Origin of the sequence: Saccharopolyspora sp. NPDC049426 (assembly GCF_040676935.1) — a bacterium.
Taxonomy (GTDB): Bacteria; Actinomycetota; Actinomycetes; order Mycobacteriales; family Pseudonocardiaceae; genus Saccharopolyspora.
In genome coordinates this window covers 296647-312829 of sequence record NZ_JBFAPZ010000009.1, presented here as the reverse complement: position 1 = coordinate 312829, position 16183 = coordinate 296647, and the positions used below count along the sequence as shown (strand labels likewise).

Genomic DNA, 16183 nt, shown 5'->3' with positions numbered 1-16183 from the left:
GTTGTCCGCATATCCCGCGTTGAGAACGTTCTGCGCGTTTTGCTCACGACGTATCGTCGGGACATGCCCCACCGCCCGATGCGGTTCGCGCGACAAGCACTGCTCATGCAGATCGGTCTGATCACCCTGGTCACCACGATCGGGTTCTTCCTCGTCGCGTCGCTGCTCGACCGCCACCTCGTCGACCAGTACGGTCAGCGCGCCCTCACCGCGGCCCAGGTGCTGGCCACCGACACAGACCTGGCGGGCGCGGTGGCGCGCGGCGACCAGCCCGAGGTGCGCGCGCAGGCCGACCGGGCGCGGGCGGCGTCCGGGGCGCTGTTCGTGGTCGTCACCGATCGCCACGGGATCCGGATGTCGCACCCCAACCCCGACGAGATCGGCGAGCCGGTCAGCACCGATCCGCGCCAGGTCCTCGCCGGCCACGAGATCGTGAACGTGCAGCGCGGCACCCTCGGGCTCTCCGCGCGCGGCAAGGTCCCGCTGCGCGCCCCCGACGGCAGCGTCATCGGCCAGGTCAGCGTCGGGTTCGACGCCGAGGACATCAACACCGCGCTGCTGCGGCTGATCGGCACCACCGCGGCGTTCACCGGCGGCGCCCTGCTGATCGGCATCGTCGGTGCCGCGTGGCTGACCCGCCTGCTCAAAAGGCGCACCCTCGGGCTCGAACCGGAGGAGCTCGCCGAGCTCGTCCGGCAGCGCGAAGCCGTGCTCTACGGGATCGGGGAGGGCGTGCTCGCCGTCGACGCCACCGGCGACGTCTCGGTCCGCAACAGCGAGGCCGAGAAGCTGCTCGGCGTGCCCCTCCAGGTCGGCACACCGACGACCGCATTGGACATCCCAGCGCGACTGAGGGACCTGCTGCTCAGCGGTCGCGAGGCCGACAACCTGATCGCGCTGTCCGGCGACCGGGTCCTGGTGGCCAACCACCGGCCCGTGCAGCGCGGAGGCGTCGAGCTCGGCAGCGTGCTCACCTTGCGCGACCGCACCGACCTCGAATCGCTGAACCGCGAGCTCGACAACGTGCGGAGCACGACCAACACGCTTCGCGCGCAGCGCCACGAGTTCACCAACCGCCTGCACACGCTGTCCGGGCTGCTGCAGACCGGACGGCAGGAGGAAGCCGTCGAGTACGTGCAGGCGCTCACCCACGGGCAGGTCACCGGCCTGGGGCCGGCCGCCGACGCGGTGCGCGACCCCTACCTGGTGTCGTTCCTGTCGGCGAAGAAGTCGGTGGCGCTGGAGAAGGGCGTCGAGCTGGAACTGGCCGAGACGAGCTGGGTCCCCTCGCCGCTGCGCGCGCCGGTGGAGGTGATGACCGTGGTCGGGAACCTGGTCGACAACGCCATCGACGCCGCGCGGGTGGGTGCCGCCCGCCCACGCGTGGAGGTGGACCTGCTGGCCGACGGCACCACCCTGCACGTGTCCGTTGTGGACAGCGGTGATGGAGTTCCGGAGGGGTTGCGCGAGGAGATCTTCGTCGAAGGCGTCTCCTCGAAGCAGTCCGGTGGCAACGGGATCGGGCTCGCGCTGTGCAGGCAGGCGGCGCGCAGCCTCGGCGGCGACGTGCGCGTGGCAGGCCCCGGCGAGGAGTCCGGCGCGCTGTTCGTGGCGGAGCTGCCGGGCGCGCTCGAAGACGGTTCCCCGGTGAGCGAGGAGGCGAAGTCGTGATCGGCGTGGTCGTGGTGGACGACGATTTCCGGGTGGCGCAGGTGCACGCCGAGTTCACCGATCGGGTCTCCGGGTTCCGCGTGCTGGGCATCGCCCACACGGCGGCGCGGGCGCGCGAGCTGATCGACGAGCAGAGCCCGGACCTGGTGCTGCTCGACAACTACCTGCCCGACCACGACGGGATCGCGCTGCTCGCCGAACTCGAGACCGACGCCATCATGCTCACCGCCGCCACCGATCCGGCGACCGTGCGCGCGGCCTTCGCCGCCGGAGCGCTGAACTACCTCGTCAAGCCGTTCACGGCCGAGCAGCTCGCCGACCGGCTCAACGCCTTCGCCCGCTACCACGCGCGGCTGCCGGTGACCGGTGGCGCCATCGACCAGGAGGAGATCGATCGCGCCCTCAAACTGTTGCGCGAGGGCGACCGCCCGGCGGCGCCGAAGGGCCGCTCGTCGCTGACCACGCAACTCGTGCTCGACGCGCTGCGCAACGACGGGCGGGCCCGCTCCGCCGCCGAGATCGCCGACGAACTGGGCATTTCCCGCGCGACAGCGCAGCGCTACCTGGCCTCCCTCACCCAGGAGGGCCAAGCGATCATGACCCTGCGCTACGGCGCGAGCGGCCGCCCGGAGCACCAGTACGAACCAATTCCTGGTGCCCGGTAGGGCTGTTCTGCTCGGCGGTGCGGGTGGCCCGCACCGCCGAGCAGCGCCCCCGCCGTTGGACCTGGCGCGTCACGAGGAGGTGTCGCCCGCTCGGCCGGGTTCCGGCGCGCTCGTGCGGGCCGCGACGACCTGGCCGATGAAAAGGTCGTACACCACGGCCCCGACCACGGCTCCGATGAGGGGGCCGACGATCGGGATCCAGAAGTAGAAGCTGAACCACTCGTAGGTCCCAGGCAGGGCGATCTCACCCCAGCCGGTGAGGAACGTCCACAATCGCGGGCCGAAGTCCCGCGCCGGGTTGATCGCGTAGCCCGCGTTGGGGCCGAACGTCAACCCGATGACGGTCACCACCATGCCGATCAGGAAGGGCCCGAGGTTGGCTGCCGGAGCGCTGTTGCGCGCATCGATCAACGCGAAGATGAGCAGGACCAGAACAGCCGTTCCCACGATCTGGTCCAGCAGCGGGCCCCACCACGAGCCGCCGAAGTACTCGGCCGGGAACGTCGCGAAGATCGCGTAGGTGTCCAGTGATTCGGAGCGCGGCACACCGGCTTTCGCGTTGAACGCGTCGATCGCCCAGCTGTACACCGAGTACACCACCGCAGCGGCGGCGAAGGCGCCCACGAGCTGGGCCAGCATGTAGGGCACGACCTTCACCCAGGGGAAGGCCCGCCGCACCGCGAACGCCAGCGTCACCGCCGGGTTGATGTGCGCGCCGGAAACCCCGCCTGCGACGTACACCCCGAACACCACGGCGAATCCCCAGCCGAAGGCGATGATCAGCCAGTTCGCGGCGCCGAAGGGATCAGATTGCCGTCCGGACCCCGGTAGTCCGGCAACGGCGACTGCGACGGACGCGCAGCCCAGCAGGATCAGCACGAAGGTTCCCAGGAACTCCGCCAGCAGTTCGCCGGTGAGTCCCTTGCCGTAACCCGGGCGGCGTTGTGTCTGCTCAGCCATCGGTTCTCCATCACGCGGGCGACGCGCGAGCGAACACCATCGGCGTCGCAACTTTGCCCGTCGGGACGGACCTCATCAAGGAGCGTAGGACTCATGCCTGCCGAACGCATCCCGTCGTCGTGGAGGAATTCGTCGTACAAGCGTTCAGCGACAGCGCGATTCCCGGATCCACAGTGGAAGAGCGGCCACGTGTCCGACGACGGAGTCCCCGATCGAAGACCCGGTCGGTCACCGGGTGTGTTGGGTCGCCTGGTGCAGGCGGTGCCGGTGAGGACGGAGAAGCCGCCGGAGTCCCCGCGGAAAACCGATGCTCACCAGTCGTGGACCGTGCCGTCCTGGAGGCGGTTGGTCGGCAGGTAAGCCGGTTCGTACGGGTACTTCTCGGCCAGCTGCTCGTCGAAGTTGATGCCGAGACCGGGTTCCTGGCTCGGGCGCAGGCCGCCGTCGGCGAACTCGACGGTCGGGCCGAACACCTCGTCGGTCCGCTCGTCGTGGAGCATGTACTCCTGGATCCCGAAGTTGTGCAACGCGATTCCCAGGTGCACGGCCGCCGACATGCCGACCGGCGAGACGTCGGTCGGACCGTGCATCCCGGACTTGATCTGGTACATCGCGGCGTAGTCCATGATCCGCCGCACGCCGGTGATGCCGCCTGCGTGGGTGACGGGGGAGCGGACGTAGTCGATGAGCTGCTCGCTGATGAGCGTCTGGTAGTCCCAGATCGTGTTGAACACCTCGCCGATCGCCAGCGGCGTGGTCGTGCGGCTGCGGACCAGCCGCAGCGCCTCCTGGTTCTCGGCCGGCGTCACGTCCTCCAGCCAGAACAGGTCGTACGGTTCGAGCGACCGCCCCAGCCGCGCGGCCTGGATGGGGGTGAGCCTGTGGTGCGCGTCGTGCAGCAGCGCCAGGTCGGGACCGAACTCGTTGCGCACCGCTTCGAAGACGCTCGGCACGTGACGCAGGTAGGCGCGGGTGTCCCAGGTCTCCTCGGCGGGCCGGGCCGACCTGCGCGCGGGCTCGTAGTCGTAGCGCCCTCCTCCGTCACCCGCCGCCGAGCTCGACGCCACCCCGTACACCGAAGGCAGCCCGGGAACGCCGGTCTGCACCCGCACCGCGGTGAAACCGAGGTCGAGGTGCGCCCGGATCGAGTCGAAGAGCTCGGGCAGCTCCCGTCCGCTGGCGTGGCCGTAGACCTGGCAGCGTTCGCGGCTCTCGCCGCCGAGCAGCTGGTACAGCGGCATGCCCGCGGCCTTGGCCTTGATGTCCCACAACGCCGTGTCGACCGCGGCGATGGCCGCCATCGTCACCGGGCCCCGGCGCCAGTAGCCGCCCCGGTACAGGTACTGCCAGGTGTCCTCGATGCGGTGGGCGTCGCGGCCGATCAGCAGCGGCGCGACGTGGTCCCGGAGGTAGGAGGCCACCGCCAGCTCCCGGCCGTTGAGCGTGGCATCGCCGAAACCGGTCACCCCGTCGGACGTCGTGATCTTCAAGGTGACGAAGTTTCGTCCGGGGCTGGTGACGATGACGTCGGCGCGGTCGATGCGCACAGCGGACTCCTCTTGGGGAACGGGACTTCGAGCGTGGACTGGTTCCCCAAGCTAAGGAGGCCCGGCTACCATGACAACTTGTTGCCGACAGTTGTCAGCCGGATCGCGGAGGTCGAGTGAAGCAGGCACGACCGACGATCTACGACGTGGCGCGCGAGTGCGGTCTCGCCGCGTCCACCGTCTCCCGGACCTTCAGCAACCCCGCACGGGTCAGCCCCGCCACGCGGGAGCTCGTCCAGGCCGCCGCCGACGCGATCGGCTACGAGCCGCGCCCGCTTGCCAGGGCGGAGGCGCCGGGACGCATCCGGGTGCTGACGCTGGTGGTCACCGACATCTCCAACCCGTACTACGCGACCGTGATCAAGGCGGCCCAGAGCCGGGCGATCGAGCGCAACTTCACGCTCGCGCTGACCGACAGCGACGAGTCGGCGCGGCTGGAGGCCAACAACCTGCGCCAGCTGCTGGCCACCACCAGCGGCGGAATCCTGGCCACCTCCCGGCTCTCCGACGAGGCCGTGCGGCAGATCGCCGACTACCGGCCGCTGGTGATGGTCAACCGCCAGGTCGAGGGCGTGCCGAGCCTGGTCGTGGACACGGCGGCCGGGATGCGCAAGGCCGTGCGCCACCTCGCCGTGCTCGGCCACCGCCGGCTCGCCTACCTGTCGGGGCCGCGCAACTCCTGGATCAACGGGCAGCGCTGGCAGGCGGTGCGCGACGAGGCGTCGCAGCTGGGCATCGAGGTGTCGTTCCTCGGCCCGTTCGTGCCCAACCGCAAGGGCGGCGAGGACGCCGCGGACGCGCTGGTGCTGGGGAAGGTGACGGCTGCGATCGGCTACAACGACCTCATCGCGATCGGCGCGCTGCAACGCCTGCGGGCCACCGGCGTCCGGGTGCCCGACGACCTGTCGCTGATCGGCTGCGACGACATCTTCGGCGCCGACCTCACGGTTCCCGGGCTGACGACCATCGCGGGTCCCGCCGACAAGCTCGGCTCCTTCGCGGTGGACGTGCTGCACGCGCGCCTGTCCGGACACGGCGACGGGCCCGGCTCGCTCACGCTCGACTCGCACATGGTCATCCGAGGATCCACGGGCCCGGCCGGGCGATAGGTTGGCAACTGCTGGCAACCGGTTGTCAGCGGGCCCGCCCGGAGCTGAAGCTCCGCTCATGGACGGTGTCACAGCATCAACCACGGCCCGCACGCCGCTGCGCCCGCACCCCGACCGCCTGCTCCCGGTGGACCCGGCGCAGCGGGCGATCGCCCGCCGGCTGTACGACAGCGTGCGGGACCTCCCGCTGATCAGCCCCCACGGCCACGTCGACCCCGCGCTGCTCGCCGCCGACGAGCCCTTCACCGATCCGGCGTCGCTGCTGGTGACACCGGATCACTACGTGACCCGCCTGCTGCACGCCCACGGCAAGTCGCTCAACGAGCTCGGCCTCGGCGATGGTGACGGGGCGCCCGCCGCGAAACCCCGCGAGGTCTGGCGGGCGTTCTGCTCGCACTGGCACCACTTCCTGGGAACGGCCTCGCGGCAGTGGATCGAAGCGGAACTGCACGACGTGCTCGGCGTGCGGACCCAGCCGTCCGAGGGCACCGCCGACGAGCTCTACGACGAGCTCGTCGACAAGCTCGCGCAACCGGAGCTGCGGCCGCGCGCGCTGTTCGAGTCCTTCAACATCGAGGTCCTGGCCACCACCGACGACCCGGCCGACGACCTGCGCCACCACCAGGCCCTGGCGGCCGATCCGGACTGGTCCGGCCGAGTCGTGCCGACCTTCCGCCCGGACCGCTACCTCGACGCCGCGGACCAGGACTGGCAGCGGTCGCTCGACCAGCTCGCGCAGGCCGGCGGCATCGACACCGACAGCTACCAGGGCCTGGTCCGGGCGCTGGAAGCGCGGCGCGACCACTTCCGCGTCCACGGCGCGACGGCCACCGACCACGGCGCCCCGAGCCCCGAGATGGCCTTCCTCCCCGCCGACGAGGCATCCCGGCTCTTCGACTCCGTCCGCCGCGGAACCGCCACGCCCGAGGACGCGCGGCTGCTGTCCCGGCAGCTGCTGGGGGAGTGCGCCCGGATGTCCAGTGAGGACGGTCTGGTGATGGCGCTGCACACCGGGAGCTGCCGCAACCACCACTCGCCGACGTTCTCGCGCTACGGCGCCGACACCGGTCACGACATCCCCGTGCGCGCGGAGTTCACCCGGGCGCTGCGGCCGATGCTGGAGCGCTTCGGCACGCACCCCCGCTTCCAGTCCGTGGTGTTCACCCTCGACGAGACGGTGTTCTCCCGGGAACTGGCGCCGCTGGCCGGCTTCTACCCGACGTTGTACCTGGGCGCTCCGTGGTGGTTCCTCGACGCGCCGCGCGCGATGCGCAGGTTCCGCGACGCGGTGACCGAGACCGCGGGATTCCACCGGACCGCGGGATTCGTCGACGACACGCGGGGTTTCTGCTCCATCCCGGCCCGCCACGACACCGCTCGGCGGGTCGACGCCGGTCATCTGGCGAGCCTGGTCGCCGAGCACGTCATGAGCGAGGAGGACGCGGCGGCCGTGCTGCACGACCTCAACGACGCCCTGCCGCGCAAGGCGTTCCGGCTGTGACCGCCGCGATCACGCGGGCCGCGGCGAAGCTCGCGCCCGCCGCGCCCGTGCGCGCCGTGCACCTGGGGCTGGGAAGCTTCCACCGCTCCCACCAGGCGTGGTACACCGCCGCCGCGCCGGACTGGGGGATCGCCGCCTACACGTTCCGCAACACCGAGCTGCCGCGCGCCCTGACCGCGCAGGAGGGCGTCTACACGCTGCGCGTGCCGGGCGGGACGGACGCGGTCGAGGCGATCGGCGCCATCAGCCGAGCGCACGCGGGAGCGGAGGTGGAGCCGTGGTTGCGCGACCTGGCCTCGCCCGAGGTCGAGGTGCTCACGCTGACCGTCACCGAGGCGGCCTACGCGCCACCGGAACCGGGACGCGACTCCGCTGCGGCCCGGCTGCTCGCCGGACTGCGCGGGCGGTACCGGGCCAACGGCGCGCCCATCACGCTGGTCCCCTGCGACAACCTCCCGGCCAACGGCGCGGTGCTGCGCTCGGTGATCCGCGCGGCGGTGGGCGACGACTCCCGGTTCGCCGGGTGGACCGAGGACCACGTCCGCATCGTCAGCACGGTCGTCGACCGGATCACGCCCGCACCGGTCAGCGGCGACGCGGAGGCCGCCGCGCGCCTGAGCGGGCTCCGCGACGAGGCGCCCGCGGTGGCCGAACCGTTCACCGAATGGCTGCTGTGCGGGAGCTTCGCCGCCGGACGCCCGCAGTGGGAACGGCGCGGAGCGCGGTTCGTCGACGACGTCGATGTCTACGCCGACCGGAAGCTGTGGTTCCTCAACGGCGCGCACACCCTGCTCGCCTACACCGGGCTGGCGCGCGGCCACCGCACCATCCGCGACGCCGTCAACGACGGTCGCCTCGCCGCGCTCGTGCAGGAGTGGTGGGACACCGCGGCCCGGCACATCGCCGTGGACCCGGCCGAGATCGCCGAATACCGGCGAAATCTGCTCATCCGCTTCGCCGCGCGGGGCATCCAGCACGAACTGGCCCAGATCGCCCGCGACGGATCGCAGAAGATCCCGGCCCGGCTGCTGCCGGTGCTCCGCGCCGAACGAGCCGCAGGGCGGCTGCCCGGACCGGTGGTGTTCGGGCTCGCCGCGTGGTTGCGTCACCTGCGGACCGGGCAGGCCCGCGATCCGCGCGCCGCGGAGCTGGCCGAGGCCGTGCGGTCGACCGATGCCGTCCGCCGGTCACTGCTCGCCCTGGACCCGGAGATCGCTGCGGACGACGAGCTGGTCTCCGCCGTCAGGAGCGAAGTGCGGTCCTCAGCGGGCCGCGGGTCGGTGCTGTCGACTCGCCGCTGACACCCGGGCCTGCTCCGCGCAGGCCCGGCCCTGACCCCGCGCCGGTGCGGCCTCATCACGGCTGCTCCGGGCGCGGAACCCGAAGAAGAAGGGAGCAACGATGCTTCGTCCTCTCACCAACGCCTTCCGCGACCGCCGCGCGCTCGATGGGTTGTGGCGCTTCGCGGTCGACGCCGAGGGGGTCGGGCGCGACCAGCAGTGGTGGTGCGGCGCGCTGCCCGGGAAAGCGGAGATGCCGGTTCCGGCCAGCTACAACGACGTCCCCGCCGACGCGGCGGTGCGCGACCACGTCGGCGAGGTCTGGTACCAGACCTCCGCGCACGTGCCCGCGACCTGGACCGGGCAGCGGATCGTGCTGCGCTTCGACGCCGCGGCGCACCGCGCCACGGTGTGGGTCGACGACCAGCAGGTCGTCTCGCACGTGGGCGGCTACACCCCGTTCGAAGCCGACGTCACGGATCTGGTGCGGCTGGGCGAGCCCAACCGCGTCACCGTCGTCGTCGACAACCGGCTGGACTGGGACTCCATCCCGCCCGGCTACGTCGAGGACACCCCCGACGGTCCGAGGCAGCGCTACCACCACGACTTCTTCAACTACGCCGGCCTGCACCGCACGGTGTCGCTGTACACGACCCCGGCCGCGCACATCACCGACGTGACGGTGACGACCGACCTCGACGGATCCGCCGGAACCGTCGACTACGCGGTGCGCGCCTCGGAGGGCGAGCGGGCGCGCGTCGCGCTGCACGACGCGGCGGGAACCGAGGTCGCGCGGGCCGAGGGCCTGTCAGGACGACTGCGGGTCGAGGACGTCCACCCGTGGCGGCCCGGCGAGGGCTACCTGCACGAGCTGCGCGTGGAGCTGCTCGGGGCCGCTGGGGAGGTCGTCGACCGGTACTCGCTGAACGTGGGCGTGCGCACCGTCGCCATCGACGGGACGGACTTCCTGATCAACGGAGAACCGTTCTACTTCACCGGTTTCGGCATGCACGAGGACCACGTGGTGCGGGGCAAGGGCCACGACGACGCGTCGATGGTGCACGACTTCGCCCTGCTGGAGTGGATCGGCGCGAACTCCTTGCGCACCTCGCACTACCCCTACGCGGAGGAGGTGCTCGACTACGCCGACCGGCACGGCGTCGTGGTGATCGACGAGACCGCGGCGGTGGGCCTCAACCTCGGCATCGGCGGCGGCATCCTCTCCTCCAGCATGCAGGAGACCTACTCGGACGAGACGGTCAGCGCCCGCACCCAGGAGGCGCACCGGCAGGCCATCCGCGAGCTGGTGGAACGGGACAAGAACCATCCCAGCGTCGTGCTGTGGAGCATCGCCAACGAACCGGAGTCGCACACCGACGCGGCGCGCGACTACTTCGAGCCGCTGTTCGCCGAAGCGCGCGCTCTCGACCCCTCCCGGCCGGTCGGTTTCGTCAACGTCATGTTCGCCCCTGCGGGGAAGTGCCAGGTCGCCGAGTTCTCCGACGTGGTGATGATCAACCGCTACTACGGCTGGTACGTCCAGGCCGGGGACCTCGCCGCCGCGGAGCGCGCGCTGGAGGCCGAGCTCAACGAGTGGGCCCGGTGCGAGGGCAAACCGATCATCATGACCGAGTACGGCGCGGACGCCCAGGCGGGCCTGCACTCCGCGGTGTCCCAGCCGTGGACCGAGGAGTACCAGGTCGAGCTGCTGGAGATGTACCACCGCGTGTTCGACCGGGTCGAAGCCGTTGTCGGAGAACAGGTCTGGAACTTCGCCGACTTCGCGACGAGCGCCGGCTTCGCGCGCGTGGACGGCAACAAGAAGGGCGTGTTCACCCGTGACCGACGCCCGAAGGCCGCCGCGTTCTCGCTGAAGCGCCGCTGGCACGCGGGCGAGTGACGGGGGAGGTGGTCTGATGAAGCTCCGAGCGCCCCAGCTCCTCGGCTACGCCGCCGGCGATGCCGCCAACAACCTGGCCTTCTCGATGGCCTCGATGTTCCTGCTGCTCTACTACACCGACGTGGCCGGAATCCCCGCCGCCGCAGCGGGAACCCTCTTCCTCATCGTGCGGGTGTGGGACGGCGTCGCCGATCTCGTGGCGGGCCGCCTGGTGGACAGGACGTCGAGCCGGTGGGGGAAGTTCCGCCCCTGGCTGCTGTTCGGGTCGCTTCCGCTGCTGCTGCTGAGCGTGGCCACGTTCTCGGTCCCGGACGGCAGCCTGACGGCGAAGCTGATCTACGCCTACCTCACCTACGCAGCGGTCGGAACGGTCTACAGCCTGGTCAACATCCCCTACGGGTCGCTGGCGGCGGCGATGACGCAAGAGCCGGTGGAGCGCGCGAAGCTCGCCAGCGCGCGGTCCATGGGTTCGGCGGCGACGATGCTCCTGCTGAGCCTCGTGGTCGCACCGCAGATCAAGAACGCGGAGAACCTGCAGGCGTCGTTGCAGCTGACCACGCTGGTGTTCGTGGTAGTCGGCTCGGCGCTGTACCTGTTCACCTTCTTCACCGCTCGCGAAACCGTCCAGCGCGACGAGCGAACCGTGGGGTTGAGGACGAGTCTGCGCACGTTGCGGCAGAACACACCGCTGCAACTGCTGTGCGCCAGCTCGTTGTTCTTCCTGACCGCGATGTTCTCGATCCAGACCATCGGCGTCTACTACGCGCGGGACGTCCTGGGCGACGCCAACTTCTACATCGTGCTCACGGCGCTGCAGACCGGACTGATGTTCCTGATCGCGCCGGTGGTCCCCTTCGTGGTGCGCACGGTCGGCAAGCGGGCGGGCTACGTGGCGGGTGGTGCGGTCACGGCCGTCGGATCTGCGGTGGCGATGTTCGCTCCCTCCTCGACGCCCCACCTCGCCTTCGGCGCGTTCGCGCTCATCGGGATCGGGCTGGGCCTGGTGAACACGCTGATGTGGTCGTTGGAGGCCGACACGGTCGAGTACGGCGAGTGGCGAACGGGGGCGCGCACGGAAGGCACCACCTACGCGGTGTTCTCGTTCGTCCGCAAGGTCGGCCAGGCGCTCGGCGGTGCCGCGGCGGCCTACACCATCGGGCTCGCCGGGTACGTCGGCGGCGCGGAGGTGCAGAGCGCCACCGCGCTCTGGGGAATCCGCGCCGCTGCGGGCATCGTCCCGATCGGTTGCGCGGCGGTCGGCATCGCGATCATGGCCTTCTACCCGCTCACCGAGAAGCGCTTCCGGGACGTGACCGCCGAGGTCGCCGAGCGTCGCGAGGGGGCGAAGGCGCACAGCCCCGCCTGACCCCGGTTCCGGCGAGGCCGCTTCCCCGGGGAGGAGCGGCCTCGCCGGAAACGTGCTGAGGCCGCGGAGACGACCGCTCACCGCGGGATCGGGCCCGCTTCGATGAGCTGGGCCAGGTCGAGGCCGGGGACGGCCTTGGAGAACAGCCAGCCCTGGTAGGCGTCGACCTCCATAGACCGCAGGATCTCGAACTGCTCGCGGGTTTCGACGCCTTCGGCCACCGTGACGCAGTCCAGCGCCGCCGCGAGGTCGGTGATCGTGCTGACCAGCATCCGGTCGACGCGGCTGGTGGTGATGTCCTGCACGAACGTCCGGTCGATCTTGATGGCCTGCGCCGGGAAGTCCCGGACGCGCGTGAGCGAGGAGTACCCGGTGCCGAAGTCGTCGATGGAGAAGCGCACGCCGAGGGTCCGGAGGTCGTTCATGCTGTCGTGCATCCGGGACGGCACGTCGACGATCGCGGTCTCGACCAGCTCGATGATGATGCGGTCCCACGCGATGCCCGTCTCGGAGACGAGCCGTTCCAGCAGCTGGTTGAAGGCCGGGTCGCCGGGCATCAGCTCGGCGACGTTCACCGCCACCGACACCGGCTTGCCGCCCGGCGGGACCGGCCAGGCCGCCGCGTCGCGCAGCGCCCTGCCCAGCACCCACGCGTCGAGGTCGGCCAGCATCCCCGCCCGCTCGGCGACCGGCAGGATGGTTCCCGGTGACAGCAGCCCGCGTTCGGGGTGCTCCCAGCGCAGCAGGGACTCGCAGGTGCGGATCGTGCCGTCGGCCGCCACCACCGGCTGGTAGTGCAGCGTCAGCGCGTCGTCGTCGATCGCGTCGCGGAGCTCGATCTCCAGCTGCTGGTGAACCGTGGTGTCGTCGCGGGTCAGCCTCGCGTAGCCGCGCAGGTCACCGTCCGGCGACCACAGCGCGGTGGTCACCACGTTCGCCCAGAACCAGCGGCCGTCCTCGCGCACGCGCCAGCCCTCGTCGACGTGGGAGCCCTGCTCGCGCGCCTGTTCGAGCAGCTTCTCGGGATGGCCGTCGGCGATCTGCTCGGGCGTGTAGAACTCCGCCACGCCGCCGGTCCGCTCGGCCGCGGCGGCGCCCAGGATCCGCTCGGCGCCGTGGTTCCAGCTGGTGACGGTTCCCGACGCGTCCAGCGTGCACACGGCGTAGTCGTCCGGCGACTGTCCGAATGGGCCGACGAATGCGCTCACGTCGGCCACGCGGTGACCTTCGGTCATGTGCATGCATCTCCACTCGGCAAGGGGGCGGGGGTGCGCCCCTCATGGGTCTCGGCGGCGGGGTTCCCGCCCCTGAGCGTTCGGTGGTGCGATGCCCCGCCGCGCCGCTGCGTCACGGCCCTGTGCCCGGGCTCTCAGATCATCAGCGCAGGTCTGAGCCCCAGGAGCGGGTGTTCGAAGCGTGCCTCGAACACCCGCTCCTCACCGCTCGGGCGCCGAGTTGAACCGCGGTGCTTCCTTGCCGAGGAAGGCGCGCACGCCTTCTGCCGCGTCGGGCGAGGCGAACGCCTGCTCGGACAGCGGCAAGGTCGACCGGATCGCCTCCCGATCGCCGTCCCGGCCGTTGTGCACCGCCTGCTTGACCAGCGCGAGCGCTGTGGCGGGGAGCTCGGTGAGGCGCGATGCCAGCTCGCGGGCGGTGGTGAGCGCCTCGCCGCGGGGGACGACGCGATTGACCAGGCCCCAGGACAGCGCCGTCTCCACCGGCAGCGGGTCGCCGAAGAACATCATCTCCACGGCGCGCGCCTCACCCAGCCGGCGCGTGACGCGAACGGGTCCGCCGGAAGCGGGGATCACGCCGAGCTTGATCTCGGGCAGCGCGACGTCGGTCCCGGCTTCGGCGATGATCAGGTCGCAGCACACCGCCAGCTCCAACCCGCCGCCGTAGGCCAGCCCGTTGAGCGCGGCGATGGTGGGCTTCGGGAACTCGTCGACGAGGCCGAACGTCTCGTTCTCGAACGACAGCTTCCGGTCCACCACGTCACCCTCGGCGATCAGCGACGGGAACTCCTTGATGTCCGAGCCCGCGCAGAAGGCCCTGTCACCAGCACCGGTCAGCACCAGCACGCGCGTCCCCGGGTCGTCGGCGAGCCGGCGCAGCACGGCGTTGAGCTGCCGGGTGAGTTCGAGCGTGGTGACGTTCATCGGCGGATCGTTCAACGTCACCACGGCGACGTGGTCCTCGACGGAGCAGGTCACGAGGTCGGTGCTCATCGGAGCGGAATCCTTCCCACGGGAGGTGGCGGAGCGGGCCCGCCCACTCTAGGGAAGCGAACGCCTCGGCTCGCATCCTCGCGGTGCCGCGGAGCGGTGCGCGGGTCCCCGGTGATCGTCGCAGTTCGGGGACATGCATCCTGGTGTTCGAGAAGAGCAGGCGCGGCAGTGGCGCCTGGTTACCGCAGGAGGACCGAGTGAGCACCGACAACGAGCGCCCGGAGATCGACCTCTCGCGCGACCCCAACCCCGGCGTCCCCGACCACGCCGCTCCCGAAGGGTCGGGACTCGACCCGCTCATCGACCTCTCCCGTGACCCGAACCCGGGCAAGGCGGACCACGCCAAGCCCGACGACGAGTGACCATCCACTGAGGACGTGGTTCCGGGAGGCCCTGGAGCCTCCCGGAACCGTTCGCTTCACGAGCCGATTCCCGCGACGCGACTCGGGTTGATCCACCCCTGACGTGAAGGGTTTTACGACGTCGTCGCGCCCTGAAGCGATACCCGTGACACGGCCGTGTGAATTGCACAGCGTACGAGCACGGACGGGTGATCTCCGGTGGCTGTGCGCGACAGGTGTAGTTAGAACGTTCGGCAGCCGATCATTTCACTCTTCAGGAGACCTAGGGAGTGTTTCGTGCCGAAGTCAAGACACCGGGCGCCCACCGCCTGTTTGCGCCAGTGGATCGTCTGGGGAGTGGCAGCGTTGCTGGTCGCCGCCGCGTTCGCCTTCATCTCACCGCTCGGCGGCGGAACTCTTCCCGTCGTGTGGACCTTCCTGCTCGTCCTGCTGTGCTTCGCGACCGGTTCGCTGGCCAACGCGATGTTCCTGTCCCGGCCGCTGCGGCAGGGAGCGCACATGGTCTTCCCCGCGGTCCGCGAGCCCGAGGCGATCGAGCAGGCTCCGGCCGAGCCCATGAAATCCCTGCCCGCCTCGATCGGCCCCCGCGCCCCGAGGTCCGAGGACGACGAGGCTCCCGCGTTCGCGGCCTTCAGCGAGACCGACGGCACTCTTGAGGTCACGGTGCTGATCTCCGGCAACGACGGGTCCGAGCAGACGGGCGGCGACCTCGCCGGTGCCGGTCTCGCCGACCTCAGCGAGGAGTACGTCGTCGAAGGCATCCCGGTCCAGAAGACCAGCGAGGACATCGTCGAGCCGGAAACCCCTGCCGAGGAGGAAGGTTCGGACCCCTACCCGGGCGCCGTGAAGGCGAAGCCGAACGGCAAGTCCCCGCGCAGCGGCTACCGGATCAAGGGCAACACCCGGTCCAAGCGCTACCACACGATGCAGTCCCCCTACTACGAGCGCACCAAGGCCAGCGTCTGGTTCCGCTCCGCAGCAGACGCCGAACGAGCCGGCTTCTCGGCCTGGAACGCGAGAACGAAGAACTCCCTCTGAAACACCGGGCGTGCAAAGGGAACCCATCGGTGGACGGAGGCGTTGCACCCGCATCGGGCGGCTCCCGTGGAGGACGCTCAGTGCTGGATCAGGCCGCCGACCGGAACGGGAGCGACATGGCCGGTTGCCGGAACGGTCTGCGCGAGAGCGAGTCCGACGTCGACCAGCGATGATCGGCGCAGGTGGGCGACGTCGGGAATCGGTGCTCGGCGGTCTCGCCGTTCGGCTCGGGCCGGAGTTCGCCGCCGGTGATGCGGACCCGGTAGAAGACACCGACGTTCTGGTGCGGGATCGGGCCGGGCGAGCGGCGCTCGGCCACGGGGACGATCCTCGAGTCCACCCCCAGCAGGCGCTCGACCACCGCGTCGCAGCCGGTTTCCTCGGCGACCTCCCGGATCACCGCGTCGAACGGATCCTCCCCGTGCTCGACCCGGCCTCCCGGAAGAGTCCAGTCGGCCTCGTGATCCGGTGACGCGCAGCGGGCGAGCAGCACCCGTGGCCCCTCGATGCACACCGCGTACGCCGCCAGCCGAAGACTCATCCCGGCACCGTATTC

14 protein-coding genes are annotated in these 16183 nt (G+C 70.7%); 9 read left to right on the top strand and 5 right to left on the bottom strand.

Features of this window, described 5'->3' with window-relative positions:
* Nucleotides 1–63 precede the first annotated feature (63 nt).
* Together AB0J78_RS21510 and AB0J78_RS21505 are read left to right on the top strand one after the other, a co-directional pair.
* A complete protein-coding gene (locus tag AB0J78_RS21510; RefSeq protein WP_363791661.1) occupies nucleotides 64–1671 on the top strand; it encodes a sensor histidine kinase in 1608 nt (535 codons plus the stop codon).
* Nucleotides 1668–2336, top strand: coding sequence for a response regulator (locus AB0J78_RS21505; RefSeq protein ID WP_363791659.1), 669 nt, complete (start codon nucleotides 1668–1670; stop codon nucleotides 2334–2336). Before AB0J78_RS21510 ends, AB0J78_RS21505 begins: the two co-directional genes overlap by 4 nt.
* Before the next feature lie 69 nt (nucleotides 2337–2405).
* Here AB0J78_RS21505 and AB0J78_RS21500 read toward each other — a convergent pair whose 3' ends face one another.
* Together AB0J78_RS21500 and manD are read right to left on the bottom strand one after the other, a co-directional pair.
* On the bottom strand, nucleotides 2406–3296 hold the full coding sequence (locus AB0J78_RS21500) for an MIP/aquaporin family protein (protein ID WP_363791657.1): 891 nt from the start codon (nucleotides 3294–3296) through the stop codon (nucleotides 2406–2408).
* A gap of 311 nt (nucleotides 3297–3607) precedes the next feature.
* The gene (manD, locus tag AB0J78_RS21495) at nucleotides 3608–4843 is read right to left on the bottom strand and encodes a D-mannonate dehydratase ManD (protein ID WP_363791655.1); all 1236 of its coding nucleotides are present in this window, start codon (nucleotides 4841–4843) and stop codon (nucleotides 3608–3610) included.
* 116 nt (nucleotides 4844–4959) lie between these two features.
* Between manD and AB0J78_RS21490 the strand changes: the two genes are divergently transcribed.
* The 5 genes from AB0J78_RS21490 (at nucleotide 4960) to uidB (ending at nucleotide 11999) form a co-directional block, all read left to right on the top strand.
* Nucleotides 4960–5952, top strand: coding sequence for a LacI family DNA-binding transcriptional regulator (locus tag AB0J78_RS21490; protein WP_363791653.1), 993 nt, complete (start codon nucleotides 4960–4962; stop codon nucleotides 5950–5952).
* A gap of 58 nt (nucleotides 5953–6010) precedes the next feature.
* The gene (gene uxaC, locus AB0J78_RS21485; protein ID WP_363791651.1) at nucleotides 6011–7453 is read left to right on the top strand and encodes a glucuronate isomerase; all 1443 of its coding nucleotides are present in this window, start codon (nucleotides 6011–6013) and stop codon (nucleotides 7451–7453) included.
* On the top strand, nucleotides 7450–8754 hold the full coding sequence (locus tag AB0J78_RS21480) for a mannitol dehydrogenase family protein (RefSeq protein ID WP_363791649.1): 1305 nt from the start codon (nucleotides 7450–7452) through the stop codon (nucleotides 8752–8754). Before uxaC ends, AB0J78_RS21480 begins: the two co-directional genes overlap by 4 nt.
* 100 nt (nucleotides 8755–8854) lie before the next feature.
* Nucleotides 8855–10633, top strand: a complete 1779-nt coding sequence (uidA, locus tag AB0J78_RS21475; RefSeq protein WP_363791648.1) for a beta-glucuronidase — start codon at nucleotides 8855–8857, stop codon at nucleotides 10631–10633.
* A gap of 16 nt (nucleotides 10634–10649) precedes the next feature.
* The gene (gene uidB / locus AB0J78_RS21470; protein ID WP_363791646.1) at nucleotides 10650–11999 is read left to right on the top strand and encodes a glucuronide transporter; all 1350 of its coding nucleotides are present in this window, start codon (nucleotides 10650–10652) and stop codon (nucleotides 11997–11999) included.
* Nucleotides 12000–12076: 77 nt separating this feature from the next.
* Here the strand turns inward: uidB and AB0J78_RS21465 are convergent, their stop codons facing one another.
* Both AB0J78_RS21465 and AB0J78_RS21460 read right to left on the bottom strand, forming a co-directional pair.
* Entirely contained in the window at nucleotides 12077–13234 is a 1158-nt protein-coding gene (locus AB0J78_RS21465) for an EAL domain-containing protein (protein WP_363791644.1), read from the bottom strand.
* A 201-nt stretch (nucleotides 13235–13435) separates the two neighbouring features.
* Nucleotides 13436–14227: an enoyl-CoA hydratase-related protein gene (locus AB0J78_RS21460; protein ID WP_363791642.1), complete on the bottom strand. Its 792-nt coding sequence runs from the start codon at nucleotides 14225–14227 to the stop codon at nucleotides 13436–13438.
* 197 nt (nucleotides 14228–14424) lie between these two features.
* Between AB0J78_RS21460 and AB0J78_RS21455 the strand changes: the two genes are divergently transcribed.
* Together AB0J78_RS21455 and AB0J78_RS21450 are read left to right on the top strand one after the other, a co-directional pair.
* Nucleotides 14425–14589, top strand: coding sequence for a hypothetical protein (locus AB0J78_RS21455; protein ID WP_165939883.1), 165 nt, complete (start codon nucleotides 14425–14427; stop codon nucleotides 14587–14589).
* 336 nt (nucleotides 14590–14925) lie between these two features.
* Nucleotides 14926–15627: a hypothetical protein gene (locus tag AB0J78_RS21450; protein WP_363791640.1), complete on the top strand. Its 702-nt coding sequence runs from the start codon at nucleotides 14926–14928 to the stop codon at nucleotides 15625–15627.
* An 88-nt stretch (nucleotides 15628–15715) separates the two neighbouring features.
* Here the strand turns inward: AB0J78_RS21450 and AB0J78_RS21445 are convergent, their stop codons facing one another.
* The gene (locus AB0J78_RS21445) at nucleotides 15716–16168 is read right to left on the bottom strand and encodes an NUDIX domain-containing protein (RefSeq protein WP_363791638.1); all 453 of its coding nucleotides are present in this window, start codon (nucleotides 16166–16168) and stop codon (nucleotides 15716–15718) included.
* Between the last annotated feature and the right edge of the window lie 15 nt (nucleotides 16169–16183).